17 protein-coding genes and 1 tRNA gene are annotated in these 14097 nt (G+C 59.1%); 10 read left to right on the top strand and 8 right to left on the bottom strand.

Annotated features, from left to right (window positions below):
- Nucleotides 1-25 precede the first annotated feature (25 nt).
- Nucleotides 26-1072, top strand: coding sequence for a low specificity L-threonine aldolase (locus GGD46_RS05380; protein ID WP_184702542.1), 1047 nt, complete (start codon nucleotides 26-28; stop codon nucleotides 1070-1072).
- 74 nt (nucleotides 1073-1146) lie between these two features.
- Here GGD46_RS05380 and GGD46_RS34240 read toward each other — a convergent pair whose 3' ends face one another.
- Together GGD46_RS34240 and GGD46_RS05375 are read right to left on the bottom strand one after the other, a co-directional pair.
- A complete protein-coding gene (locus GGD46_RS34240; protein WP_281414627.1) occupies nucleotides 1147-1278 on the bottom strand; it encodes a hypothetical protein in 132 nt (43 codons plus the stop codon).
- A gap of 200 nt (nucleotides 1279-1478) precedes the next feature.
- Nucleotides 1479-2336 (bottom strand): LysR substrate-binding domain-containing protein, encoded by an 858-nt coding sequence (locus tag GGD46_RS05375; protein ID WP_184702540.1) that lies wholly within the window; start codon nucleotides 2334-2336, stop codon nucleotides 1479-1481.
- 104 nt (nucleotides 2337-2440) lie between these two features.
- On the opposite strand from GGD46_RS05375, the gene GGD46_RS05370 reads away from it, so the two are divergent.
- On the top strand, nucleotides 2441-3466 hold the full coding sequence (locus GGD46_RS05370) for a bile acid:sodium symporter family protein (RefSeq protein ID WP_184702538.1): 1026 nt from the start codon (nucleotides 2441-2443) through the stop codon (nucleotides 3464-3466).
- A 136-nt stretch (nucleotides 3467-3602) separates the two neighbouring features.
- Here GGD46_RS05370 and GGD46_RS05365 read toward each other — a convergent pair whose 3' ends face one another.
- Both GGD46_RS05365 and GGD46_RS05360 read right to left on the bottom strand, forming a co-directional pair.
- Complete coding sequence (locus GGD46_RS05365; RefSeq protein ID WP_015341097.1) at nucleotides 3603-4067, bottom strand: Hsp20 family protein; 465 nt, start codon at nucleotides 4065-4067, stop codon at nucleotides 3603-3605.
- Nucleotides 4068-4473: 406 nt separating this feature from the next.
- Nucleotides 4474-4890 carry a DUF2000 domain-containing protein gene (locus GGD46_RS05360; RefSeq protein ID WP_184702533.1) on the bottom strand — a complete coding sequence of 139 codons (417 nt, stop codon included), beginning with the start codon at nucleotides 4888-4890 and terminating at the stop codon, nucleotides 4474-4476.
- A 131-nt stretch (nucleotides 4891-5021) separates the two neighbouring features.
- On the opposite strand from GGD46_RS05360, the gene GGD46_RS05355 reads away from it, so the two are divergent.
- The 3 genes from GGD46_RS05355 (at nucleotide 5022) to GGD46_RS05345 (ending at nucleotide 7787) form a co-directional block, all read left to right on the top strand.
- Nucleotides 5022-5501, top strand: coding sequence for an Lrp/AsnC family transcriptional regulator (locus GGD46_RS05355; RefSeq protein ID WP_184702531.1), 480 nt, complete (start codon nucleotides 5022-5024; stop codon nucleotides 5499-5501).
- A 101-nt stretch (nucleotides 5502-5602) separates the two neighbouring features.
- The gene (locus GGD46_RS05350; RefSeq protein WP_184702529.1) at nucleotides 5603-6670 is read left to right on the top strand and encodes a cyclic nucleotide-gated ion channel; all 1068 of its coding nucleotides are present in this window, start codon (nucleotides 5603-5605) and stop codon (nucleotides 6668-6670) included.
- A gap of 142 nt (nucleotides 6671-6812) precedes the next feature.
- On the top strand, nucleotides 6813-7787 hold the full coding sequence (locus GGD46_RS05345) for an alpha/beta fold hydrolase (RefSeq protein WP_184702527.1): 975 nt from the start codon (nucleotides 6813-6815) through the stop codon (nucleotides 7785-7787).
- A gap of 49 nt (nucleotides 7788-7836) precedes the next feature.
- On the opposite strand, the gene hisN is transcribed toward GGD46_RS05345, so the two are convergent.
- On the bottom strand, nucleotides 7837-8610 hold the full coding sequence (gene hisN / locus GGD46_RS05340; RefSeq protein WP_184702525.1) for a histidinol-phosphatase: 774 nt from the start codon (nucleotides 8608-8610) through the stop codon (nucleotides 7837-7839).
- 401 nt (nucleotides 8611-9011) lie between these two features.
- The gene (locus GGD46_RS05335; RefSeq protein WP_246806216.1) at nucleotides 9012-9911 is read right to left on the bottom strand and encodes an N-formylglutamate amidohydrolase; all 900 of its coding nucleotides are present in this window, start codon (nucleotides 9909-9911) and stop codon (nucleotides 9012-9014) included.
- Nucleotides 9912-10186: 275 nt separating this feature from the next.
- Between GGD46_RS05335 and cpdR1 the strand changes: the two genes are divergently transcribed.
- Nucleotides 10187-10549 carry a response regulator CpdR1 gene (gene cpdR1 / locus GGD46_RS05330; RefSeq protein ID WP_004117561.1) on the top strand — a complete coding sequence of 121 codons (363 nt, stop codon included), beginning with the start codon at nucleotides 10187-10189 and terminating at the stop codon, nucleotides 10547-10549.
- Nucleotides 10550-10633: 84 nt separating this feature from the next.
- Nucleotides 10634-10708, top strand: a tRNA-Val gene (locus GGD46_RS05325).
- A 141-nt stretch (nucleotides 10709-10849) separates the two neighbouring features.
- Here GGD46_RS05325 and GGD46_RS05320 read toward each other — a convergent pair.
- On the bottom strand, nucleotides 10850-11161 hold the full coding sequence (locus GGD46_RS05320; protein ID WP_184702524.1) for a hypothetical protein: 312 nt from the start codon (nucleotides 11159-11161) through the stop codon (nucleotides 10850-10852).
- A gap of 199 nt (nucleotides 11162-11360) precedes the next feature.
- Here GGD46_RS05320 and GGD46_RS05315 point away from each other — a divergent pair, with 199 nt between their 5' ends.
- Together GGD46_RS05315 and GGD46_RS05310 are read left to right on the top strand one after the other, a co-directional pair.
- On the top strand, nucleotides 11361-11591 hold the full coding sequence (locus GGD46_RS05315; RefSeq protein WP_184702522.1) for a hypothetical protein: 231 nt from the start codon (nucleotides 11361-11363) through the stop codon (nucleotides 11589-11591).
- An 87-nt stretch (nucleotides 11592-11678) separates the two neighbouring features.
- Complete coding sequence (locus GGD46_RS05310; RefSeq protein ID WP_184702520.1) at nucleotides 11679-12155, top strand: hypothetical protein; 477 nt, start codon at nucleotides 11679-11681, stop codon at nucleotides 12153-12155.
- 28 nt (nucleotides 12156-12183) lie between these two features.
- Here the strand turns inward: GGD46_RS05310 and GGD46_RS05305 are convergent, their stop codons facing one another.
- Nucleotides 12184-12435, bottom strand: a complete 252-nt coding sequence (locus tag GGD46_RS05305; RefSeq protein WP_184702518.1) for a hypothetical protein — start codon at nucleotides 12433-12435, stop codon at nucleotides 12184-12186.
- A gap of 397 nt (nucleotides 12436-12832) precedes the next feature.
- On the opposite strand from GGD46_RS05305, the gene GGD46_RS05300 reads away from it, so the two are divergent.
- Nucleotides 12833-13933: a DUF475 domain-containing protein gene (locus tag GGD46_RS05300; protein WP_184702516.1), complete on the top strand. Its 1101-nt coding sequence runs from the start codon at nucleotides 12833-12835 to the stop codon at nucleotides 13931-13933.
- Nucleotides 13934-14097 lie beyond the last annotated feature (164 nt).

Below are 14097 nucleotides of genomic sequence, written 5' to 3'. Positions count from 1 at the left end.
CACTCATTTTATCTGGTGCATCTCCATGTTCTTTGCCTCCGACAATTGGGCCGGCGCCCATTCCAAGATCGCCGAACGTCTCCTCGCCGAGTCGGGAGGCTTCGCATCGGCCTATGGCACGAGCGACCTCGACCAGAAAGTCGAAGCCAAATTCAGCGAGATCTTCGAGCGTGACGTCGCCGTCTTCTTCGTCGCAACCGGCACGGCCGCCAATTCACTGTCGCTTGCCAGTGTCCAGAAGCCGGGAGGCATCAGCTTCTGCCACACCGAGGCGCATGTCGCCGAAGACGAATGCGGCGCCCCTGACTTCTTCAGCGGCGCGCGCCTGGCAACGGTCGACGGCGCTCTCGGCAAGATCGATCCCAAGGCGCTTGCCACCAAGGTCGCCCGCTTCCCGCAGGATGCCGTGCATCATGGCCGCGCCGCCGCGATCACCATCACGCAGGCAACGGAAATCGGCACCGTCTACTCGCTCAGCGAGATCGACGCCGTCGCCTCCATCGCCAAGGCGAACGACCTGCCGCTGCACATGGATGGCGCGCGCTTCGCCAACGCTCTCGTTGCTCTCGGCGCCAGCCCGGCCGAGATGACGTGGAAGCGCGGCGTCGACATCCTGTCCTTTGGCGGCACCAAGAACGGCTGCTGGTGCGCCGAGGCGATCATCTTCTTCGACCCCGGCAAGGCAAAGGAGATGCACTTCATCCGCAAGCGCGCCGCCCAGCTCTTCTCCAAGTCGCGCTTCATTGCCGCCCAGTTTGACGGCTATTTCCAGGACGGCCTCTGGCTCGACCTCGCCCGCCATTCCAACAGCATGGCAGACCGTCTGCGCGCCGGCATCGAGAAGGCTCCAAATGCTCATCTAGCCTGGCCAACGGTTTCCAACGAGGTTTTCGCGATCATACCGAAATCCTCTGCCAAGGCAGCCGAGGATAACGGCGCAAAATTCTATGAGTGGCCGATCCCTGAATCTCAACCTGAGCTGGTCGGCAGCGATGAAACGCTGATCCGCCTCGTGACCAGCTTTGCCACGACCGAAGCCGATGTGGCGAACTTCCTCGCCTGCCTCGGCTGACGGTAGAGTAAAAAAGAGCGCCGGAGCCGGCTTGTTGCCGGACGGCGCCCGCAAAGACGATTGAAGTGTCAGTTTTAGTTGCTATGGGCGAGCATTGCAAAGCTCGACAGGTCATCCCGATCGGCGGCCGGTGCGTGGTGAACGATCATCGTCATGACCATGACACAGACAACAAGCCCGGAAATGAAGATGGCACCATATGTCATCGGCTCGGATATCCTCGCGCAACTCGCACATCGCTACCCAAGATAGCGCAGGAAGCTGACTTCGACCTGAATCGCTTCCGCCGAGAGAGGTGAGCTCATGAGAGCTGAATGTGCGCCGGCAAAATACATGGCAACGACAGCCAGATCCTAGCAACATGATCGAAAACGGCTTTTACCATTGCACCACGGACCGACTGTCGTCAGCTTGATCGCGGCCCCCTGACCTTCGCCAGAATATCCTCCGAGAGCGCCTTAACCAGAAGTTGGTCCGCGCCCTTGCGGGGCACGAGCACGAACTCCACGTCTTCGAGAGCCGGCAGCCAACCAGGCGCGATCTCTAACAACCCGGCAGGCGCCATGCTCCGGGGCTGCACGAGAACCCCCATGCCGGCGCGCGCTGCCGCCGTCAGGCCGCTGAGACTGCCGCAGGTGCAGACGATCCGCCACGGCATCTGCTGCCGGCGCAGCGCCTCCAGCGCAACGGCCCGCGTAACGCTCGGCGTTGGAAAGGCGATCAGCGGCAAAGGCGCGGCGAGTTTGCGAATTCTATCCGGATCGCGCGCCAGCCAGACCAAGGGCTCACGATAGACCAGCGTTCCTCTGACATCCCCAAGCCGGCGCTTGGCGAGCACCAGATCAAGATCGCCATTGTCCTGCATTTCGTAAAGAGTGCCGCTCAAGGCGACCGTCAACTCGAGATCGACCGAGGGATGCGAGCGAACGAATTCCTCCAGCACATCCGGAAGCTGACTGGTGACGAAATCCTCGGAAACGCCGAGGCGCAGGTTGCCGCGAAGGCTGTTGCCCGCAAAGAGCTGCCGCACCTCGCCTTCGATCGACAGCATATGCCGCGCATGCCCCAGCAACGCCTCGCCGTCCCCGGTCAAGACGACACGATGCGTGTCGCGCGCCAAGAGCTTCCGGCCAAGCTCGGTTTCCAAGCGCTGGATGTGCTGGCTGACTGTGGATTGCCCGAGCCCGAGCCGTTCCGCCGCCAGCGTGAAGCTGCCCATCTGCTCGACGGCAACGAAGCTCTGCAGTTGCGTGAGGTCCAGCATGATGCTTATCCCATTTTGCGATAACTGTTATTTCTTGCATCGTGGATCACGATAGGCCTATCTGCAAGGATCAAATATCAAGACTTGCGATTGGGATTGGCACGATGCGCCGCTTTCTTCCAGACACCTTCACCATGCTGCTGGTGCTCACCGTTCTGACGGCTTCCTTCTTTCCGGTGCATGGCACGAGCGCGCACTATTTTGGCATCGCCACCAATTTTGCCATCGGCCTGCTGTTCTTCCTGCATGGCGCGCGCCTGTCGCGCGATGTCGTCATTGCCGGCATGCTGCATTGGCGGCTGCACCTCGTCATTCTGCTGACGACCTTCGGCATCTTCCCGATGCTGGTACTGGCGATGGGTCAGATCGTCCCAAATAGCATCCTGCCCGTGTCGCTCTATACCGGCCTGCTGTTCCTGAGCGTGCTGCCCTCGACGGTTCAGTCTTCGATCGCCTTCACCTCCATCGCCGGTGGCAACGTGCCGGCGGCGATCTGCTCGGCCTCAGCCTCGAATATTTTCGGCATGTTCCTGACACCATTGCTCGTCGGCATCCTGTTTTCGGTCGGCGGCCAGGGCGGCGGCTTTTCCTGGGATGTCCTGTGGCAGATCATGCTGCAGCTGCTGGCACCCTTCATCGCGGGGCAGCTGCTGCAACCCTGGATCGGCAACTGGATCCGTTCGAAGAAGAAGATCCTGATGCCAGTCGATCGCGGCTCGATCCTGATGGTCGTCTATTCGGCCTTCAGCGAGGCCGTGGTTGAAGGCCTGTGGCATACCTTCTCGGTGCTCGATATCGTCACGGTGATCGTCGCCAACATGGTGCTCCTGGCAATGGTGCTCTGCATCACCATGTTCGGCAGCCGCGCCCTCGGCTTTGCCAAGGCTGACGAGATCACCATCACGTTCTGCGGCTCGAAGAAGTCGCTGGCGAGCGGCGTGCCGATGGCCAATGTCATTTTCGCCGGCCAAAGCATCGGCGCCATCGTGCTGCCGCTGATGCTGTTCCACCAGATCCAGCTCATGACCTGCGCCGTGCTTGCCCAGAAATATGCCGACGCCGCCAAGCGGCGCGAAGCTGCCAAGGCGCAGACAGGGAAGAAATCGGGCGAAGCGACTAACCCAGCCTGAACACGTCCTGCATAGTCCCAAAACAAAAGCGGCGTCCGATGATTGGACGCCGCTTCTTTTTGATCTTGGGAGGATCAGGAACTTGACGGTCCAAGACCGTCAGTCCCGGCATGACGGTTGAAACCGTCGGCCATACTTAGTTTATGTGAGCCTCGATGGCCTTCGGGGTTTCCACCGGCTCGGCGGCGATGGAGATGCGACGGGGTTTCATGGCTTCCGGAATGTTGCGCAGCAGATCGATGTGCAGCAAACCATTCTTCAAAGAAGCAGCCTGGACCTCGACATGGTCGGCGAGCTGGAAACGACGCTCGAAGGCGCGCTTGGCGATACCGCGATAGAGATATTCGCTGGTTTCAGCCGGCTCTTCGCTCTTTTCGCCCTTGACCTGAAGGACATGGGCATGAGCCTCGATGCTCAGTTCCTTTTCATCGAAACCGGCAACGGCCATGGTGATGCGATAGGTATTCTCACCCGTGCGTTCGATATTGTAGGGCGGATAGGTCTGAGCCTGATCCGGCTGACCAAGGCTGTCGAGCATGGTGAAAAGACGGTCGAAACCGACGGTGGAACGGTAAAGGGGAGAGAAGTCTACGTGACGCATGGAGTCCTCCTGTGAGCGACGATTGCGATATCTATTTTGTCCCATGACCCCACTCCTGGCGGCCTCGGGACGGTTTCGCAGGCCCGTTTGGCACCCGCAAAAAAGAGATGGGGATCGCCTTTCCGGAGTTCAAGCCCCCTTCCAAACCGCCGCTATTTGCCAGCCCGTTCGCGTGAACCGCAGATGAACGGGTGGTTCGGAACCCGTTCAGCCTCGCGGGTCTATCAATAAACCATCGGAACACCATCATCCGATGACTGAAGTGTATCGTCCCTTCTTCTTCAGTCTTGCTCGGCCGGCGAAGCGGATCTCTCTATCTCCGCAAGCCGGCCTTTTTCTTTGCGCCCCGGTCGATTCCAAGCAAAATGTAACGCGGTTTCGGTCTGGAATTGCGCCGAGCAGGCAACTACCGCAACAACTTCAACGAACCCGTCAGCGATTTCACCCATTTCGACGGGCCGGCTATTCCCAGGCCATCGGCCACCTCCATGTTGAGGTCGCGGTCGGGAAAGGTTGCCTCATATTCCCTGTAATCGTGCAGCGAGCGCGCAAAGGCGGGAAAGGCAACGACCGCCCGTTCACCCTGCTGCGTCAAGGCCTTCAGCAGCAGCGACCGGATGGTATCGGCGTCTGCCTGCAGCATCGGAACCGGCATGTTCGAGCTGATGTCGATGGTGCGCCCTTCCCTGTCGGTCAGCTGCTGCCCGGCAAGCGCTGGAAATCGCGCCCCCAGCCCGATTGCGATGGCGCTGGCAGTATTGGCGATCAGCCCGAGCGGCAGATCCGGATTGATGACAATGGCGAGGCGGATATCGGGAAGCATGAGAAGCCTGTTTCTGATGTTAATTTCCAGATCAGATTACCCCCAATATCGCGGAAAATCTTACCTTTTATTGCCGACGCTGGATTCGATATGGTAGGATCTACCGATATTGACAGAAATTATGGCCGGATATGCCTTCGACACTCGAACAGATCGATTTGAAAATCCTTGGAGCGCTCCAGAAGGACGGACGCCTGACCAACCAGGCGCTTTCGTCCGAGGTCGGGCTCTCGACCTCCCCATGCTGGCGGCGCGTTCGTCAGCTGGAAGAAACCGGCGTGATCCAGGGTTATACGGCGACCCTCGACAGACGCCAGATCGGCCTTGGCGTCCTCGCCTTCATCCGGGTGAAGATCGACAGCCACAGTGAGGCTGAAGCCGAAGAATTCTCACGCGACGTCTTGAAGCTGAGCGAAGTCGTGGCGTGCTACAGCATCGCTGGAGACGCAGATTTCCTGCTGCAGGTGGTTGCGACCGACCTCGACAGCTACGCGGATTTCGCCATGGCGGTTGTTCGCCGCCTGCCGCGCATCAAGGAGATGCAGACGACGTTCGTGCTTAAGGAAATCAAGCCTTTCAAGGGCCTTCCCCTGGATGTCGGCCAGCGATAGCAGCGGAAGGCGCAGATTGCAGGACATGATCCTCCAGCCCTTTACGCCGGGATCGGAGACATCCTATGCTGGCGATGTGGCGGCCTGTCCCGGGGTATTGAATGTCGGCTCTTTCCTTTTCGAAGATCTCCGCATCGCTGAATGCGTTGCTCGCCACGATCGGCCTGGCGACGGTAGCTGCACTGACCACGCCAGATATCACCGGCCAGACCAGAAGCGCCTTGGAGATCGTGCTCGCCTGCGTGTGGGCTGCCTATGTTCTGCAGTTGGTCGAAACGCTGATCATGCAGCGCAAGAGAGACATCCACGGCAGGACGCTGGAAATCGCCGTCGACGTCCTTTCCGTTCTTGTCCCCCTGGCAGCATTCTTTTTTGTCCGCGGACGCGACCAGAGTCTTTACTGCGCCATCTGGCTCCTGAAGCCGCTGCGCGGCTCGACATTCTTCCGGCTGCTGGGCCGGGTCCTTACCAAGGAAGCCCGCAACCTGATCGGCGTCACCTCGATCTTCGTGATCGTTCTGTTCGGCGCCGCGCTTGCAGCCTATGTCATCGAGCGCGACGTTCAGCCGGATAAGTTCGGCAGCATTCCGCTGGCTATGTGGTGGGCGGTGGTCACTCTGTCGACGACGGGCTATGGCGACGAGATTCCGCAAAGCTTTGCCGGGCGCGTGCTCGCGGGACTGGTGATGATGAGCGGGATCGGCATCTTCGCGCTCTGGGCCGGTATTCTCGCCACCGGTTTCTACGAAGAAGTCCGCCGCCAGGACTTCGTACGCAATTGGCAGCTGGTAGCAGCCGTGCCGCTGTTCCAGAAACTCGGCTCGGGAGCGCTTATCGAGATCGTGCGGGCGCTGAGACCACGCGTCGTGCCCGCCGGCGGCATCATCTGCCGCAAGGGCGAGGCCGGCGACCAGATGTTCTTTATCGTCGAGGGCCGTGTCAGCGTCGCCACGCCGAACCCGGTGGAGCTTGGCTCCGGCAGCTTCTTCGGCGAGATGGCGCTGATCACCGGCGCGCCCCGTTCGGCAACCGTCAGCGCCACGACCGAGGTCTCGCTGCTGTCGCTCTATTCCTCGGATTTCCAGATGCTGTCCAGCAGCAGCCCAGAGATAGCCGATGTCATCCGCCGGACCGCGCTCGAGCGTCGCGGCACGCCGCCGAAATCCTGATTGCGGACCGCCCGGAGCGCCCTCCTCCAGCAGCATTCCGCCCGCTCGTCATGCCGGGAAGAATCATAAATCTGTTGCAATTCACCGCACCTGCGCTATCCCCTTAAAGACAAGCCACCTTTCAGCGAGGCGCGACATCGTCATGGATTCGGTCCTCTATTCGACGGCAGATAATCCGGTGCCGGAAAACCGCACCGAAGGTTTCTTTGAGAGCTTCGACGGACGCAAGCTGCGCTATGCCGTCTTCCGCTGCGAGCAGGCGATCGCCCGCGGAACGGTGGTCGTGCTGCAGGGCCGCAACGAATTCATGGAGAAGTATTTCGAGACGATCCGCGACTTCACGGCCAAAGGCTTTTGGGTTGCGACCTTCGACCTTCGCGGCCAAGGTGGATCGGAACGGCTGCTGAAAGATCCGCTGCGTGGCCATGTCCGCCGATTTTCGGACTACGAACGCGACCTTACGACCTTCCTCGACAAGATCGTCCTGCCGGATACCCGCCTCCCCTTCTTTCTTCTTGCGCATTCGACAGGCGGCTTGATCGCCCTGTCCGCCGCGCCTCGACTCGGAAGCCGCATCGAGCGCATGGTGCTGTCGGCACCCTTTATCGGCCTGATGGGCCACGGCGCCTCCCCCAACCTGATCCGCTTTCTCTCCAGCACGCTCAGCAATGTCGGGCTGGGCCGCATGCAGTTCAGCAAGAAGTTCAAAGAGAGGTCGTTTGCTGAAAATCCGCTGACGACGGATGAACAACGCTATCGGCGCAATATAGGTATCGGCACGACCTATCCGCAGCTCTGCCTGGGGCCGCCGACGGCACGCTGGCTCTCGCAAGCCTTGCGGACGATCGAGCTTGTCAACAGGCCGGAGCACCTGTTCTCCATTCCCATTCCGACCATTCTGATCGCGCCGACGCGAGACGGAGTGGTGCCCTATGCTGATCAAGAGCGGCTATCGCGTTATTTTCGAGCCGCACAACTCGTGCCCATCCAGGGATCCAAGCATGAAATCCTGCAGGAGCGGGATATCTATCGCAACCAGGCTATGGCTGCCATTCATGCCTTCATTCCCGGCAGTGATGCGGTCGCTAATGCCTACGCGGTGGAAGCCGGAGCCTAGGCGACCCCGCACGTGAGGAATCGCCGAAAGGCTATGCCTGGGCAAGCCCTTAGCGCGACAGAATGGCGCGAGCCTGCTCATAGACGGCGCGGCTGCCGGCCGCGATGATCGACCCGCCCATCTCCGGTCGACCGCCGTCCCAGGTTGTGATGATGCCGCCCGCCTGCTCTATAACAGGAATGATGCCGCCGACGTCATAAGGCTTCAGTGAATTTTCGACGACGAGATCGACGTGGCCGGCCGCAAGCAACGCATAGGCGTAGCAATCGGTGCCGTAACGGAAAAGGCGTACCTGGCTCTCGATTTCGCGATACTTGGCAAGCTCATCGCCGACAAAGAGGTGCGGCGACGTGGTGAAAAGAATGGCGTTCGAGAGGCTGCCGCAATCGCGAACCTGAAGCCGCCTTTCGCCGTCTGGACCCGAATAGGTGGAACCAGTGCCATCGGCGAAATAGCGTTCGCCGGTGAAAGGCTGGTCGATCAGGCCCATGATGGCACGGCCGTTCTTCTGCAGGCCGATCAGCGTTCCCCAGACAGGGACGCCGGAGATAAAGGCACGCGTGCCGTCGATCGGGTCGATCACCCACACATGTTCGCGATCGAGGCCGACGCTGCCATGCTCTTCACCGAGAATGCCATGATCAGGAAACTCGGATTCGATCAGCGCGCGAATCGCCACCTCGGCGGCACGGTCGCCTTCGGTCACCGGATCGAAGCCTTTGGCTTCCTTGTTGACCACATCGACGCCGGCCCGGAAGCGCGGCAAAGTTTCGGCCTTGGCCGCTTCGGCCAGACGATAGAAGAACGAGCGATCGGGAAGCATGGTCAATCCAGGTGCGTGGCGGGATGGCGATGTCATAGCGCATAAGCGTCGGGAAGCAAACTGGATGATGAACCGACGTGCGGAATGCCTGCAGATCGGGCATATTTTCTCGAATTGCCTAAATATTTTGCAGCGCAACAAAATGCTTGACATTTGTGCAATGCGGCATCACTATCTCCTCGCAGTCTTCCGACTGTAAATGCCCTTCCTGGGTGTTTCCTCCCTAGACTTAGCCGCGCCACGAGCGCGGTTCTTTTTTGCCGATTGCACAAGCAACGAACGTGCGAACCCTCCAACTAAATGGCGTGGTCAATCGACGCTGATGCGCGCGAATAAGCGACCGCCGCTCGCATCGCTGCGAGAACACCTCGATTGTTCGGCGTGACAAAGTAGAAGTTGGTCTATTCCGCCGCCAGCGCCGGATCGCCGGTATAGGACTCCACATGCTCGGCGATGCGAGCCATGAAGAGCGTGATGGCGGCTGCCACCTGGTCGAAATCCGCACGCTTCTCCAGGGTCGTCTCATCAACGTAGAGTGCGCGATTGACCTCGATCTGTAGAGCATGCAGTCCACGAGAGGGACGCCCATAATGCTCGGTAATGAACCCGCCGGCATAGGGCTTGTTGCGCACGGCGTTGAAACCCAGCTCTTCGAGAATCTGCATCGCCGCGCGCGATAACTCCCCCGAGGCGCTTGTGCCGTACCGATCGCCGAGGATGAAATCCGGACGCAGGTTGCTGCCGGCTATCCGGATATTGCCCGGCATGGAATGACAATCCACCAGCACGCCGAAGCCGAACTTGACATGGGTGCGCGCGATCAAGCGACGCAGCGTGGCATGATAAGGCTTGTAGATGGTGTCGATACGCCTCAAAGCGTCCTCGACAGGGACGCGACGCGCATAGATCTCCATGTTCTCTGCAACGATTCGCGGGATGGTGCCGAGACCGCCGGCGACCCGCAGCGAATTGATGTTCGCATAGGGCGGCAGCGCGCCGTCGAACATGCGCGGATCGAGCTCATAGGGCTCGCGATTCACATCGATATAGGCACGCGGAAAATTGGCGCACAGCAGCGGCGCCCCGAGAGAACTCGCCGCCGAAAAAAGCTCATCGACATAGTGGTCTTCCGAACGGCGGATAGCGATGCCCTGCAGGCGGGATTGCGCGACGAATTCGGGGGGATAAATGCGGCCGCTATGCGGCGAACTATAGACGAACGGTATCGTCTGGGAGGCAGGCTCCAATACCTCGAAAATCTCGTAACTGCGCATTTCCGCGGACATCAACGTCTTTACCATGTCAACAACTTGTCGCAATCATCATGTTGCCAGTTGCATGACGGCAAGTCCATAGTAACTTGACCGAAATGGCCTTAATCCAAAGCGCCATAAACGAAATATCGGGATGCGCGTTCAACGGAAACCTGAGAGGTTTTCGTGGAATGCGTTTGCGCCTCGAACAAATGCCGGATAGGCGCGTTATCGCTCACCATTCACGGCTTGTTTACGGCGGAGCGCTAACCTAAACGCTGGACATGCCCCCACAAAGACAAGATTGATTAGCGATAGAGATGATGACCCAGAAGATACTTCTTGCCGAAGATGACAACGATATGCGTCGCTTCCTTGTGAAGGCGCTCGAAAAAGCCGGCTACAAGGTCTTGTCCTTTGACAATGGAGCAAGTGCTTACGACCGGCTGCGCGAAGAACCGTTCTCGCTGCTTCTGACCGACATCGTCATGCCGGAAATGGACGGCATCGAGTTGGCGCGCCGCGCGACCGAACTCGATCCCGACCTGAAAGTGATGTTCATCACCGGTTTCGCAGCGGTTGCACTGAACCCTGATTCGAAGGCACCGAAGGATGCGAAGGTTCTTTCCAAGCCTTTCCACCTCCGCGAGCTGGTCGACGAAGTCAACAAACTCCTTGCCGCGTAAGGCTTCCGGCGGCCTCGTCACAAAACCGAAAAAAAGCCTATTGACGGCACCAGGGGTTTTGTGATCTATGCGCCGCCATCGGATGGGCGTGTAGCTCAGCGGGAGAGCACTACGTTGACATCGTAGGGGTCACAGGTTCAATCCCTGTCACGCCCACCATCCTAATTCGCTGAAAAGCAAGGCCTTTCGAGAAATCGAAAGGCCCTTTTTAGTTTTACCTCGGCGTGATGCGTTCGAGCTTTCTATCGAGCCTGCGTCACGCGACAGGCATGTCCGGCGAGCAGCAACGAATCACGGAGATCATTGCTCCAGTACGTGCCGAAATACCGCCGTGAGCGGGTAGGCATAGAGGCCGCGATCGAGGAAACCCTGGCGGTAAAGGCAGTTCCTCAAGGCCAGCGTGTAAAGCGTGCTCTCCGGATCCGGCGAGCCGCGCCGCCAAGAGTACGCCTCGGGTTCGCAATAGTTGAGAGCCCTGCCATATTTCGCCAGCAACACTGGATCGCTGTCGACACGAATGCCACCATGATAAGACTGATAATTTGACGGCGCCTCACCGGCGGAGACGCACGCCAGGCTCAATATCGCACCCAAAGCCAACATCATTTTCATGAGCTTCGATCTCCCGCTTGTAGCGGCTCGAATATTCGAGCGCAGGATTTAGAATAATCGCCTTTTTGCCGATATCCAATCACATGCTGATGTTCGCGGCGATCCTGACTTGAGACATGCCCCCCCACAAGCCGCTTGACTTCCAAGCCCGCCGTCATCCTACTGTCATATCAGTGCATCGGTCGTACGGGAGGACGATATGACGGTCGTAAAGCGGCATTTCTATAAAAACCACAAGCCGAATGGGGACGAGTATCACTTCCACCTCGCCCGCGACACGGAAAGCGGCGAAGTCTTCGTCATCCGTGAAGCCGACTACACGGTCGACGGCGGCAGTGAAAAATCCATGACGCTCTACGAATTCCTGGCCGGCGGCGGCAACAGGCAGAATGCACTGCTGCAATTGATCGGCTCGCTCGTACCGGAATAAGGCGCGCAATACCGGCGCATCAACGCTTCGGGTTGACTGCCACAATTTGATCGGCGAATCTGCAAGGGCTTGAAAGGAGCCCTTCTTATGCGATTCGCAGGCATTGCTTTTGGATTGACGGCGCTTGTCGCCACATCGGCCGCTGCTGCGACCATGGAGAATTTTCCCACGCAGGGCGCTACCGTCGTCACGGGAAAATGCTCCAAACTCGTGGTCGGCAAGCTCGACGCCTCCAAGGGCTGCAAGTCGGAACTCGCCAGCGTGACCGCGCCTGACGGCTCCGTGACCTTCATTTTCACGTCCGGCGGCAAAATGCTCGGCTTCCGTGGCAATGGCAAAGGCATCAAGCCGGGCAGCCAGAAGGGCACGGCGCAATTGCCGATCGACGTCATCTCGACGGGTGTCGGCAACGAGCTATCGAATCAGGTCGCAGCAAAGGGCATCTGCACTTTCGCAAATCCTTACGAAGGAAAGGCGATCACGATTCAATGCTCGGCCAAATCGCCTGAGATGAGCTTCAACGGCATCTTTACATCAGACGGCAAGACACCGCGCCATAAATAGGCGCGGTTCGTGAAACGGCGCGGCCGCATCAATGCCGCGAACCGCTTTTCGGCTTGTGCCCATGATTGGCATCAGACGGTGCTTCGCGCGACAGGTCCGCACCGTTGATATGGGCCGGCACGTGAACATCCTCATGCGTCACCGGATGTAATGTAAGGTCGACCTGATGCGGCGGCAGGACCTGCGCTTGGCGCAGCGTGTTCGAGCGGGCCTTCTTTTGCCGTTCGGTCAATGGCGGCTTCTGATTCTGCGTTTTGCCGTGATTGGGATTGGGGCTCATCGGAGGTTCTCCTATCGAGGTCGGTCATCCAGGCAAGACGCGTTGTACGGGCAAGCCTGAAGGGCAAACGCCACCTTTTCCGTTTGGTTCCCCAAATTCTCGATTTTCCGAGCCGCCACCGCCTTGGCGATTTCAGCTGCTCGCCCTTGACGTGCGTCGTGGTTTCACTAATTTATAGACATCTCCGCGCCTACTGACATCGGCGACGGATTGAACTTTGGTGCCGGGCCCCTCTGGCGAGAGTTTTTACGGCGCTCTCGCGATGTCGGTACCGCCTGCAGATGAGCCGGCGGACTTTTTCCATGAACAGCTTGACCATGCCTCACCCGCATGCCGTCTTTGGCATACGGCTGCGCGCTTTTTCGGGATTCAATCTCCTTCGCGGCGAGGTGCATCGATGACGCCACCCACCGCCTCCAAATCCGTGCTCAGTTATTTCGGCTGGGCTTTCGCCGTCACCGTCGGCGGCCTCGCTCTCGGAGCCTTTCTAGGCTGGAACACCACGGGTACGCTCGGCGGCCTCGCGACAGCTTTCTTCATCTGTGCGGTTCTGGCCGTGCTGGAAATTTCGCTTTCCTTCGACAATGCCATCGTCAACGCCAACAAGCTGAAGGAAATGACGCCCGTCTGGCAGCATCGCTTCCTGACCTGGGGCATCATCATTGCCGTCTTCGGCATGCGCATCATCTTTCCACTGGCAATCGTGGCCATCGCCGCCTGGATTGACCCCTGGGAAGCGCTGAAGCTCGCCGCGACCAAGCCGGAGCAGTATGGCGAGATCATGCGGGCCGCGCATCTTCCGATCGCAGCCTTCGGCGGCACCTTCCTGATGATGGTCGGCCTGACCTACTTCTTCAATCATGAGAAGGACGTGCACTGGATCGGCTTTATAGAGAAGCGCATGGCGCATTACGCCACCGTCAAGGGTGTTGAAATCGCCTTCGTGCTCGTTATTGTCCTCGCCTTTACCTACATTCTAGACGGCGACGATGCGACGACATTCCTTCATGCCTCGATCTATGGCCTGCTGACCTTCCTGCTTGTCGAGGTTCTGGCAGGCTTCCTGGACGCCTCGCAACAGACAATGAGCGCGGCGGCAAGAGGCGGCTTCGGCGCCTTCCTCTATCTCGAAATCCTTGATGCGAGCTTCTCCTTCGATGGTGTGATCGGCGCTTTTGCCCTGACGCAAAACCTGTTCATCATTGCCATCGGCCTCGGCATCGGCGCGATGTATGTCCGCTCCATGACGATCATGCTGGTGGAAAAGGGCACGCTTGCCCACTACCGTTACCTCGAGCATGGTGCATTCTACGCCATCCTGATCCTTTCGGTGATCATGTATGTGCAGACGCTGGTGCATATACCCGAGGTCATCACCGGCCTTGGCGGCGCGACCCTGATCGGTATCTCGCTCTGGTCGTCGATCCGCTACAATAGGCGCAACGCCGCCGCCGATGCGGCACTGGCTGATAAACAGCCAGACAGGGCGGAAGCTTAAGCGATAAGGAAATACTTCGCGGGTCTTCGGCCCGCGGCCACTTCCTGTGCATGGGCGAATGCTTTTTGTGGCGCTCGCCTATGCCGTCTCCGCCTATTCGCTGGATTTCCGTTGAAACTTCCGCCCCCGAGCACAGAATCTTTGCCATCCCGAAATATTGACGC

The organism is Martinezella lusitana (assembly GCF_014207095.1).
Taxonomy (GTDB): Bacteria; Pseudomonadota; Alphaproteobacteria; order Rhizobiales; family Rhizobiaceae; genus Rhizobium; species Rhizobium lusitanum_B.
Note: the sequence above shows the minus strand (reverse complement) of the source record. Positions and strands in the feature narration are given on the sequence as shown.